9 protein-coding genes are annotated in these 8,830 nt (G+C 70.7%); 4 read left to right on the top strand and 5 right to left on the bottom strand.

From position 1 onward, the window contains the following. Positions 1-148 precede the first annotated feature (148 nt). From B2Y21_RS05485 to B2Y21_RS05495, 3 genes are read left to right on the top strand one after another with little or no spacing between them, the layout of a single operon-like run. Entirely contained in the window at positions 149-799 is a 651-nt protein-coding gene (locus tag B2Y21_RS05485; RefSeq protein ID WP_200168512.1) for a YdcF family protein, read from the top strand. Continuing rightward, positions 796-1,509, top strand: coding sequence for a lysophospholipid acyltransferase family protein (locus tag B2Y21_RS05490; RefSeq protein ID WP_292057752.1), 714 nt, complete (start codon positions 796-798; stop codon positions 1,507-1,509). The genes B2Y21_RS05485 and B2Y21_RS05490 overlap by 4 nt, the downstream gene beginning before the upstream one ends. A 51-nt stretch (positions 1,510-1,560) precedes the next feature. Further along, positions 1,561-2,352: a MipA/OmpV family protein gene (locus tag B2Y21_RS05495; RefSeq protein ID WP_292057755.1), complete on the top strand. Its 792-nt coding sequence runs from the start codon at positions 1,561-1,563 to the stop codon at positions 2,350-2,352. Between the two features lie 64 nt (positions 2,353-2,416). Here B2Y21_RS05495 and hisC read toward each other — a convergent pair whose 3' ends face one another. The 3 genes from hisC to B2Y21_RS05510 are packed head-to-tail and all read right to left on the bottom strand — an operon-like array spanning position 2,417 to position 5,315. After that, complete coding sequence (gene hisC, locus B2Y21_RS05500; RefSeq protein WP_292057757.1) at positions 2,417-3,526, bottom strand: histidinol-phosphate transaminase; 1,110 nt, start codon at positions 3,524-3,526, stop codon at positions 2,417-2,419. Between the two features lie 29 nt (positions 3,527-3,555). Further along, the gene (locus tag B2Y21_RS05505) at positions 3,556-4,248 is read right to left on the bottom strand and encodes a hypothetical protein (RefSeq protein ID WP_292057759.1); all 693 of its coding nucleotides are present in this window, start codon (positions 4,246-4,248) and stop codon (positions 3,556-3,558) included. Continuing rightward, on the bottom strand, positions 4,248-5,315 hold the full coding sequence (locus tag B2Y21_RS05510; RefSeq protein WP_292057760.1) for a DUF2125 domain-containing protein: 1,068 nt from the start codon (positions 5,313-5,315) through the stop codon (positions 4,248-4,250). Before B2Y21_RS05510 ends, B2Y21_RS05505 begins: the two co-directional genes overlap by 1 nt. 102 nt (positions 5,316-5,417) lie before the next feature. Here B2Y21_RS05510 and B2Y21_RS05515 point away from each other — a divergent pair, with 102 nt between their 5' ends. Continuing rightward, positions 5,418-5,852 carry a VOC family protein gene (locus B2Y21_RS05515; protein WP_292057762.1) on the top strand — a complete coding sequence of 145 codons (435 nt, stop codon included), beginning with the start codon at positions 5,418-5,420 and terminating at the stop codon, positions 5,850-5,852. Here the strand turns inward: B2Y21_RS05515 and ybaK are convergent. Together ybaK and B2Y21_RS05525 are read right to left on the bottom strand one after the other, a co-directional pair. Continuing rightward, on the bottom strand, positions 5,849-6,322 hold the full coding sequence (ybaK, locus tag B2Y21_RS05520) for a Cys-tRNA(Pro) deacylase (RefSeq protein WP_292057764.1): 474 nt from the start codon (positions 6,320-6,322) through the stop codon (positions 5,849-5,851). The genes B2Y21_RS05515 and ybaK overlap by 4 nt on opposite strands. A gap of 2 nt (positions 6,323-6,324) precedes the next feature. After that, on the bottom strand, positions 6,325-8,830 hold a 2,506-nt coding region (locus tag B2Y21_RS05525), incomplete at its 5' end, for an ATP-dependent DNA helicase (protein ID WP_292057766.1).

The raw sequence follows: 8,830 nt of genomic DNA on the forward strand, positions 1-8,830 counted from the left end.
GAAGGCGGGCTGACCCCGGCCCTGCCGCTGGCCTGGGTCGATCTGCTGGTGCTGATCGCCTGCCCGCTGCTGGCCGGCGCCGTCGCCGTGCTGGCCGCCCGCCTCACGGCGCTGGCGAAGCTGGGCCAGCGTAGCTAGTTAGTCTCCTATGAAGTTCCTGACGCTGATCGCCGTGGTGGCGCTGATGTGGCTGACGGGCCTGTTCGTCTTCGCCGAGCGGGTGCGCGAGTTCACGCCTGCGCCCGACCCCGCACGGGCCGACGCCGTCGTCTCCCTGACCGGCCCTTCGGCCGAGCGCGTCAACGCGGCCATCCGCCTGCTGGAGCAGGGCAAGGGCGACCGGCTGCTGATCTCGGGCGTCAATCGCGAGGTCCGCCGTCAGGAGCTGCGCGCCCTGACGCCGGGCTCCAGCAAGCTGTTCAACTGCTGCGTCGATCTGGGCTTCGAGGCCGAGAACACCGTCGGCAACGCCCAGGAGATCGCCGCCTGGGCGCGGTCCAAGGGCTATGACCATCTGATCGTCGTCACCTCCGACTACCATATGCCGCGCAGCCTGCTGGAAATCCGCGGGGCCGCGCCGGGGGTGAAGCTGACGCCTTATGCGGTCTCCACGCCCTCGCTGGACGACGCCGGGTGGTGGCGCGCGACCGAGACCGCTCGGCGCATGGCGCTGGAATACATGAAATACCTGGCCGTGCTGGGCCGCGAGGGAATGCACCGGCTGACCGGCCGCCACCCCGAACGCCCTGGCCCGACCGCTGAGGCCGACGCCTCCGAACCGAGCAAGGCCGCCGCATGACGACCGTCCGATCCCTGATCTTCACCCTGTGGCTCTACCTGTCGATGCCGCTGTTCGCCGTCGGCCTGTCGCCGGCGCTGCTGATGCCGCACGGGGTCGCCATGGGGGTGATCAAGCTGTGGGCGCGCTTCGTCCTGTTCGGCCTGCACTGGATCGCCGGGGTCAAGGTCGAGGTGCGCGGGCTAGAGCATCGCCCGACCGGCCCGGCGCTGATCGCCGCCAAACACCAGGGCATGCTGGACGTCATCGCCCCCTTCGCCTTCCTGGACGACGCCTGTTTCGTGATGAAGAAGGAGCTGATGCCTCTGCCCTTCTTCGGCTGGTTCGCCTGGAAGACGAAGATGATCGCCGTCGACCGCGCCGCCCACGCCAAGGCGCTGAAGGACATGGTGCGCCAGACTCGCGCACGTCTGGCCGAGGGGCGTCAGATCCTGATCTTCCCCGAGGGCACCCGCACGACGCCGGGCGAACCGGCCGACTACAAGCCCGGCGTCGCCGCCATCTATCGCGACGTCGAGGCGCCCTGCTGGCCCGTCGCCACCAATTCGGGCGTCCATTGGCCGGCTCACGGCTTCAGACGTTATCCGGGTACGGTCGTTTTCGAATTCCTGCCGCCGATCCCGGCCGGCCTGAAGCGCGCCGCCTTCATGGCGGAGCTGGAAAGCCGGATCGAAGGGGCCTCGACCGCCTTGTTGCCGCCCAAAACCTAGGCTTTGGAGAGCGGGCCCCTATATCATCAGCCGTTGACCTGGGACTCGCTCATGATTTCACGCACCAACCTCCGCCTCGCGCTGCTGACCGTCGCCGTCGCGGGCCTGCCTGTCTCAGCCATGGCGCAGTCGCAGCCGTTCATACCGGCAGAGGCCCCGCAAACGTGGAAGGTCGACATCGGCGGCGGCGTGGTGCGCGGCTTCAGCGCCACCGGCAACAACAGCGACGAGGCCAGCTTCACCGCCTGGGGTTCGGCCTCCTATCGCGACATCGTCTACGCCAACGGCCTGGACGGCCTGGGCTGGAATGCGATCAAGCGCGACGGCTTCCACGCCGGCGTCCAACTGCGCCCCCGTTTCGCGGCGGGCGACATAGACGGCATGGATCGCCCGGAGCTGGGCGCCGATGCGGCGCTCTACGCCTACAAGCGCCTGCCGGGGAACATCGTCGTGGGCGGCCGCATCCAGCATGACGCCACCGGCGACGACGCCGGAATGGAATACTACGGCTCCATCAGCCACCAGCGCGTGACCCGCGTCGGCCTGTTGCAGACCATGGCCTATATGCGCGCCGCCAGCGACGAACGGGTTCAGCGCTATTACGGCGTCAGCGCCGCCGAGGCCTCAAGCAGCGGCTTCGCCGCCTTCGAGCCCTCGGGCGGACTGTCGGCGGCGGGGGCGGCGGCCCTGCTGGCCATCCCGATCGGCGATCGCTACGGCATGGGCGCCTTCGTCAACTACGAACAGCGCCTGGGCGACATCAAGGACAGCCCCCTGATCGAGGACGACTACATTTGGCGCGCCGGGGTGATCGGCGTGGTGCGCTTCAACAGCGGGGACTAGACCATTATCGATCGGGATTGATCCATCCCGATCCAGATCAATGGTCCGCTTAAGTCCTGAGGCGTCAGCGCGCCGCGAACTCGCTGAGGGCGTCGATGACGGCGCGGTTCTGGTCCGCCGTTCCGACCGTGATCCGCAGGCAGTCCGGCAGGCCATAGCTCGCCACGCCGCGCACGATGATCCCCTGGGACTGCAGATAGTCCTGCGCCGCCGAGGCGGGGCGCTTCGCATCCGGGAAACGGATCAGGATGAAGTTGCCCGAGGCGGGCAGCACCTCGAACCCGAAGCCGCGCACGGCCTGGGTCAGGCGCGGCCGCCACTCGGCCACCAGATCGCGCGAGGCCTTCTGGTGCGCCTCGTCGCCCAGGGCGGCGATGGCCGCCTCGATCCCCGGAACGGAGACGTTGAACGGCAGGCGAATGCGGTCGATGGCCTGCTCCACCGCCAGCGGCGCGTAGCCGAAGCCGACCCGCAGGCCGCCCAGGCCGTGCAGCTTGGAGAAGGTGCGGGTGACGACGATGTTGGGCGCCGTGCGCGCCAGGTCGAAGGCGCTCTCCCAGTCGGGCTCGGTCACGAACTCGGCGTAGGCTTCGTCGATCACCAGGATGGCGTGGGCGGGCAGGCCCGCGTGCAGGCGGCGGATCTCCTCGCCCGTGGCGAAGCTGCCCGTCGGATTGGCCGGGTTCGACAGATAGACCAGCTTGGTCCGCGCATCGACCAGGGCCAGCATGGCGTCGACATCGGCGCGGAAATCCGGTTCGGCCGCCAGCCTGATCTCGGCCTGACAGGCGCGGGCCGAGATCTGATAGGCGACGAAGGCGTACTGGCTGGTGACGATGTTGTCCCCGGCCTCCAGATAGGTCTGGTTCAGCAGGGCGAAGACCTCGTCCGAGCCGTTGCCGAAGATCAGCCGCTCCGGCTCCAGCCCATGCGCCTCGGCCACGGCCGCGCGCAGGCGGTCGGCCCGGCCGTCGGGATAGAGGTGGATCGAGGACACGGCGGCGGCGAAGGCCTCGCGCGCCTTTTCGCCTGCGCCCAAAGCGTTTTCATTCGAGGACAGCTTGATCGGCTCGGCCACGCCGGCGATGGCGCTCTTGCCGCCGACATAGGGGGCGATGTCCAGCACGCCGCTCTTGGGTTGAGGCGATCCCTCGGGGGCGTTCGCTTCGGTCATGCGCGGGTCATCCTGTCGGCCGCTGGGTTTCAGAAGACGGGAGCGGCGCCGATGACGCCGGTCAGGCCGCCGGGCGCGCCGTCCAGCCTGACGTCTTCCGCCTGCACATAGCCCGTCAGGACGAACAGCTTCAACCCGCCTCCGCCCGACAGAAATTCGGCCGCCAGCCCCGCCTGCCCCAGGGCCTCGACGATGCGCGCATCCGGCCAGGCGCTGTCCGTGACCCAGAAGGTGCGGTCGTCGCCCGTCGGCCCCGGCGCCTCGGTCCCGACCAGCAGGGCGCGCGGCGTCCCGGCCGCGTCATCCGGCAAGGCGGCGATCACCTTCAACATGGGCAGGGCCAGCAACCGCCCCCACCACGGCCGCGCCGACAGATCGATCAGGGCGCGGGCCTTCTGCGCCGCGCCGTCGCGCACGGCGATCAGGGCCTGATCCGCCTCGGCCATCGGCCGCGCCGCCAGCCCCCAGCGATCGGCCGCCAGCACCGACGACAACGATCCGCAGGCGATCAAGGGCCGCCCGTTTGCCGCCTCCAGCCGCCCCAGCACGGCGCGCACCGCCGCCTTTTCCGACAGGCTCGCACCTTGCAGGACCGAGCGCGGGGCGATGGCGTCGCCGTCGACCGGGCCACGCGGCCCGGCCGCCAGGCGGGCGCTGGCGGCGTCCGCCACGGCACGGTCCAGCGACAGGCGCGGTTCGTCGGCGGGCAGCTCCGTCAACATCAGAACAGCTGCGGCGCGGGCGCCAGGGCGAACGGCCCCAGGTAGGTGCGGCCGCCCCGGAACAGGATGGCCAGCTCCACGCCCTGACCTGCGTCGCCGGTCCCGCCCTGAGGCGTGGCGGCGGCGGCCTTGGCGGCGGCGGCGCGGTCCAACGCCCCGCCCTGCTGGGCGCCCGCTAGGCCGACGATGGCCGCCAGCGGCTTCTCCGCGCGCACGAAGACCTGGCCTTCCAGTTGCCCCTTGGCGTCCGCCGACAGGGCGTCGCTGGAGACGAAAGCCTTGCTCTCGCCCGCCTGAAGCTGGCCCTTCACGTCGATGAAGCGACCGCCCGCCGCCGTCCAGGCGGTCAGCAAGCCCTTGGCGTCCGCCCCCTTGCGCAGGGCCGAGGCCTTTTCGATCACCGCCTCGATCTGGGCGTTCAGCATCCCCGACTGGGTAAAGCCTTCGACCGGGCCGTTCGTCCGGCCCTCGCCGTCGACCAGACGGAACAGCACGTCCACGTCATCGGTCGGAGTGTCCGAACCGACCATGTGCGGCCGCATGTAGAACTGCACCAGCCCCGCCTGTTTCAACGGGAAGGGTTCGGCGTCCGGCAGGGCGGTGAAGACCGGCTTCTCCAGCTCCAGCGCCACATTGGGCCACCGCTGCGTCAGGCCGTGCACGCTCATGCGGATGCCCTCGGCGCGGATGGCGGTCTTGCCCTTTTCGCCGCGCGTGACGGTCAGGCCGTCCGGCGCCGCCAGCACCCAGCGCGTGGGGTTGTAGGCGTTGGCCTGGGCGATCATCTCGGGCGCCGCGATCGCGTGGCCGGACGGGGCGACGACGTCCAGATGCTTGATCGTCACCCGCGCGTGCATGGGCCAGCCGGTGGTGGAGATCCCGGCGTACTCGATGGTCCAGCCGCTCTCCTGCAGCCCGGCGATCTTGGCCTCCATGCGCCGCTCGATCTGCTGGGTCAGGAAGAACCACCAGCCGGTCCACAGGACCAGGCCCACGGCGACGATGACGAAGGGAATGATCAGCCCCTTGCGGCTGTGATGCGGGGCGGCGGCGCTCGTGTCGGTCATGTGCGCGCTTTAGCAGGACGCGAGGCTGCTGACACGTCCTGTCAGCAGGAACAGGCCAGGTTGCCGTCCGTTCGAATCGCAATCTGACAGGAGACGAAGACCATGGAGACGCAGCAGCTTCATCGCGGTCGGCTGATCGACCATCTGCAACTGGTGACGCCGGATCTTGAGGCCAGTCGTCGCTTCTACGGCGCGGTGCTGGAGGCCCTTGGCGTGCCGATCGCCGGCGAGGCCGAACGCTTCTTCTGGGCCGACGAACTGTTCGTCTCGGCGGTGGACAGCATCGCGGCGCAGGGTCAGCCGACCGGCCGTTGCCACCTGGCCTTCCAGGCCAAGGACCGCGCCATGGTCGAAGCCTTCCACAAGGCAGGGCTGGCGGCGGGCGGAACCGACAACGGGGCGCCGGGCGAGCGGCCCTATCACCCCGGCTACTACGCCGCCTTCCTGCTCGACCCGGACGGCAACAACATCGAGGCGGTGTTTCACGGCGAGGCCGAGCGTTCCGCCGACAGCGTGGTCGTGACGTTCGAGGGCTAGGCCGTCAGGTCCGCCCACGTCGCCGCACAGGCGCGCGTGGCCTCGTCCGGCGCCAGCTCCAGCAGCAGGCCGCGCTGGCCGCCGTTGATCAGCACCCGCTCGAACAGGATCGCCGTCTCGTCGATGAAGGTCGGGACGGCCCTCCTCTGGCCGAAGGGACTGACGCCGCCGACCTTGAAGCCGGTCAGACGCTCGGCGTCGGCGGGTTTCATCATCTGGGCCGACTTGCCCCCGGCGGCGGCGGCCAGCTTCTTCATGCTGACCTCGCAGTCGGACGGCACGACGACGCAGACGGGCTTGGCGTCCACCAAGGTCATCAGCGTCTTGAACACCTGCTCGGGCGCCCAGCCGAGGGCCTCGGCCGCCTGCAGCCCCACGCGCGGCGCGTCGGGATCGTAGTCGTAGGGGTGCAGTTCAAAGGCGACGCCGGCCTTGCTCAGGGCGACGGTGGCGGGGGTGGTGCGCGACATGGTCAGCCGGTCTGCTCCGCCAGGAAGCCCTTGGTCAACTCCACCGTCTCGGCCAGCCCCAGACGCAGCACCTCCGTCCCCGGCGGCAGGGCGGCGAACAGACGCGTCGGACAGGCGGCGTCCAGCATGACGAAGACCCCTCGGTCGTCAGCCCGGCGGATCAGGCGGCCGAACGCCTGGGCGATGCGCCCGCGCGCCAGGGCGTCGTCCCAGGAGCGTCCGCCAGAGCCTGTGCCGAACCGCTCGCGCCGCGCCTTGTGCAGCAGGTCCGGACGCGGCCACGGCACGCGGTCGAAGGCCAGAACACGCAAGGACCGCCCCGGCACGTCCACGCCGTCCCTGACAGCATCCGTGCCCAGCAGGCAGCTGTCCCGCTCGGCCCTGAAGACGTCGACCAGCGCCCCGACCTCCAGCGGATCGACGTGCTGGGCGTAGAGCGGCAGGCCCGCCCGCGCCAGTTCCGGCCCCAGCCGCTCATAGACCGCCTTCAGCCGCCGGATGGCGGTGAACAGGCCCAAGCCGCCGCCGCCCGCCGCCAGAAACAGTTCGCGCATGGCCGCCGCGATCTGGCGCGGGTCGTCCTTGACCAGGTCGTTGACGACGATGACCCGGCTGTTGGTCGCATAGTCGAAAGGGCTGTCGACCTTCAGCGTCCGCGCCGGTTCGATCAGGCGCGCAGCCCCGGTCCGCATCCGGGCGAGATCGAAGGGGTCTTCGGCGGCCGGGTCGGTCAGGGTGGCCGATGTCACCAGCACCCCGTGTGACGGCATAACCACCGCCGCTTCCAGCGGCACGGTGGGGTCGATCCAGTGACGACGCAGGGCCACGTCGTGGATACGGCCGAAAGCCGCCTCCGCCGAAAGCCAGTCCACGAAGTCTGGATCGGGTTCGTCGCCTCCCTCCTCCAGCGCCGCCAGCATGGAGCGCCAGCCGGGCAGGGTCATGCGCGCGCGGCGGTCTAGCCCGCGCAGAGACCCCTCGATGCGGGCGCGGGCGGCGCCGTCCAGCTCGGCCGCCTCTTCGTCCAGAATGTCTTCGAGGTGGCGCGACAGGGCCAGCAAGGGCGCCTCGACGGCGGCGATGGCGCGGGCCGCTTCGCGGGCGGCCTCCAGCACCGGCTCGGCGAAAGGGCGCAGGGTGCACTCCAGGCCGAACTCGGCGCCGCCGCTCTCGGCCGCGCGGGCGCGCAGCTGCTCCAGCGCCGCGACCAGAAACCGCTCGATCGGCCCGATGGGGTTCACTTCGCCGGACGCCGGAGCGATGCGACCTGACACCCCTTCGCCCGGCAGTTGGGCGGCGGCCTGCAGCGCGTCCTTCAAGGCCTTGGAGGCGGCTTCATTGTCGGCGGTCAGATCGCCCAATCTCTGTTCAAGTCCGCGCCCGCGGCGGCCGCGCCCCTCCGGCCCTCTGATCCAGCGGCGCAGCTCGGCCGCCTCCTGCCCCGACAGGCAGGCGGAGAAGGCGCTGTCGGCGGCGTCGAACAGGTGGTGGCCCTCGTCGAAGACGATGCGTTTCAGCGCCGCCGTCTCGCCGTCCTGTTTCAGGCCGCGGGCGGTGCGGGCGCCGTCGAAGGCGGCCTGGGTCATCACCAGCGCATGATTGGCCACCACCAGATCGGCGCGGCGGCTGGCGCGGATGGTCTTTTCAACGAAGCACAGGCGATAGTGGGGACAGGCGGCATGGACGCACTCGCCGCGCCGGTCGACCAGATTGGCCGGTCCCGCCTGATGCATGGGCGCGGTCGCATAGAGGCCGGACAGCCAGCCGGGATAGTCGCCGCCGGTCATGTCGCCGTCGCGGGTATGGGCGGCCCAGCGCGCGGCCAGCGCCATGCCGATCAGGTCGCCGTTCCCCAGCTGCGCCGCCTGCACCATGTCCTGAAGGTTCAGCAGGCAGAGGTAGTTCTCGCGCCCCTTGCGGACCACCGTCTTGCGCCGTCGTTCGGCCTCGTCGGGCCACAGGGCGCGGCTTTCGCGGTCGATCTGGCGTTGCAGGGCGCGGGTGTAGGTCGAGATCCACGCCGCCCCGGCGTTACGCTCGGCCCAAAGGCTGGCGGGCGCCAGATAGCCCAGCGTCTTGCCGGTGCCGGTGCCCGCCTCGGCCAGCAGGACGCGCGGGCGGCCTTCTTCATTGCGGGGCGAAAAGGCGTAGGCGGCCTCGGCGGCGTAGTCGGACTGGGCGGGCCGCGTCTCATCCAGACCTGAGGCCTGAAGCAGCTTGTCCAGACGAATGCGAGCACTCTCGGAATCGACCGGGGCGGACCCGGCCTCGCCGCGCGGCGCCTCGTCCTCCCACTCCTGCAGCCGCGCCCAGACGTCGAGGCCCGAGCCGCGCTGCTGGCGGCTCCGCAACGGTCCGGCGCGCAGGGCCTGAAGCACCCGCGACGCCCAGCCCCAGCCCGCCCGCTCCAGCGTCAGGGCCAGCGTGTAAGCCTCCTCCCGCCCCGGATAGGCGGGCGCGGCCAGTTCGGCCAACAGGTCGGCGGCGGCGGCGCGCAGGGCGGCGGCG

It is taken from the genome of Brevundimonas sp. UBA5936, from assembly GCA_002430835.1.
In the GTDB taxonomy this organism is placed as follows: domain Bacteria; phylum Pseudomonadota; class Alphaproteobacteria; order Caulobacterales; family Caulobacteraceae; genus Brevundimonas.